This is a genomic window from Kineococcus glutinatus (assembly GCF_039542765.1).
Lineage (GTDB): Bacteria > Actinomycetota > Actinomycetes > Actinomycetales > Kineococcaceae > Kineococcus_A > Kineococcus_A glutinatus.
The window spans coordinates 1-1,081 of record NZ_BAABIL010000194.1; the positions used below are offsets into that span (position 1 = coordinate 1).

The window sequence follows — 1,081 nt, forward strand, 5'->3', positions numbered from 1 at the left end:
GGCAGGGGCGCGGGCAGCGGCAGCCGCGGATCGGCGGCCAGCGCCTCGGCCACCGCCGGCGGCACCCGCGACAGCAGCCCCGGCAGGCCCGCCAGCTCCTCCAGCGCCGCCCGGCAGCGCGCGCAGCCGGGCAGGTGCTCCTCGAAGGCGATGCGCTCGGCCGAGGACAGCGCGCCGAGCACGTACGGCCCGGCCGAGGTCTCGAACGCGTCGGCGCTCACCGGGTCACCCCCATCTCCTGCAGCGCCAGCCGCAGGTTGAGCAGCGCGTAGTGGGTGCGGGACTTCACCGTGCCCGCGGGGATGCCCAGGATCGCGGCGGCCTCGGCCACCGAGCGGCCCCGGTAGTAGCACTCCAGCAGGACCGCGCGGTGGTCGTCGGACAGCTGCCGCAGCGCCTCGGCCACCACCCACGACTGCAGCACCGCCTCGTCGTGGTTGTCGGCGCGCCCCTCCGGCGGGGTGTCCGTCAGCGCCTCGCTGCGCGCGCGGCGGGAGCGGCGCTCGTCGATGACGAGGTTGCGGGCGACGGTGAACAACCACGCCCGCGGTGAGCCCCGCCGCGGGTCCACCGACGCGGGGTGCCGCCACGCCCGCAGCAGCGTCTCCTGCACGACGTCCTCGGCGGCGGCGCGGTCGCCGGTCAGGGACGTGGCGTAGGCGCGCAGGGCCGCGGCGTGCTCGTCGTGCAGCGCGCGCAGCAGTTCTCCGTCGGTGTCCACCCGTACCTCCCACCCCCACCACGACCCACGGGGCGGGGCGGTTCAGCACCAGTGTGGCCCGCCGCGGCGCACCGGCCCCGGCAGGTCGCGCTGAACCGGTGGGCGCAGCCGATCGTGGTGGCGGTGAGAGGTTCACCCGCCGGTGCCGGTGGCAGCGGTGGGCGCGCCTCCCGCGACGGCGACACCCCCGGCACAGGAGGCGGCATGGCACCCGAGACGACATCCGAGACGGCATCCGAGACGACGGCGCACGCGGCACCGGCGCACGCGGCACGAGGGACGGGCCCGGCGACGACCGGCGAGGCGGGCCCGGCCCGCGGCGGTGCGGACGGCGGCGGTGCGGACGGCGGCGGTGCGGAC

2 protein-coding genes are annotated in these 1,081 nt (G+C 78.0%); both read right to left on the reverse strand.

Going from position 1 to position 1,081, the window contains the following annotated elements; translation table 11 throughout:
- On the reverse strand, window positions 1-221 hold a 221-nt coding region (locus ABEB16_RS08350; protein ID WP_345711797.1), incomplete at its 3' end, for an anti-sigma factor family protein.
- A complete protein-coding gene (locus ABEB16_RS08355; protein WP_345711798.1) occupies window positions 218-721 on the reverse strand; it encodes a sigma-70 family RNA polymerase sigma factor in 504 nt (167 codons plus the stop codon). The genes ABEB16_RS08350 and ABEB16_RS08355, both read right to left, overlap by 4 nt.
- Window positions 722-1,081: the final 360 nt, after the last annotated feature.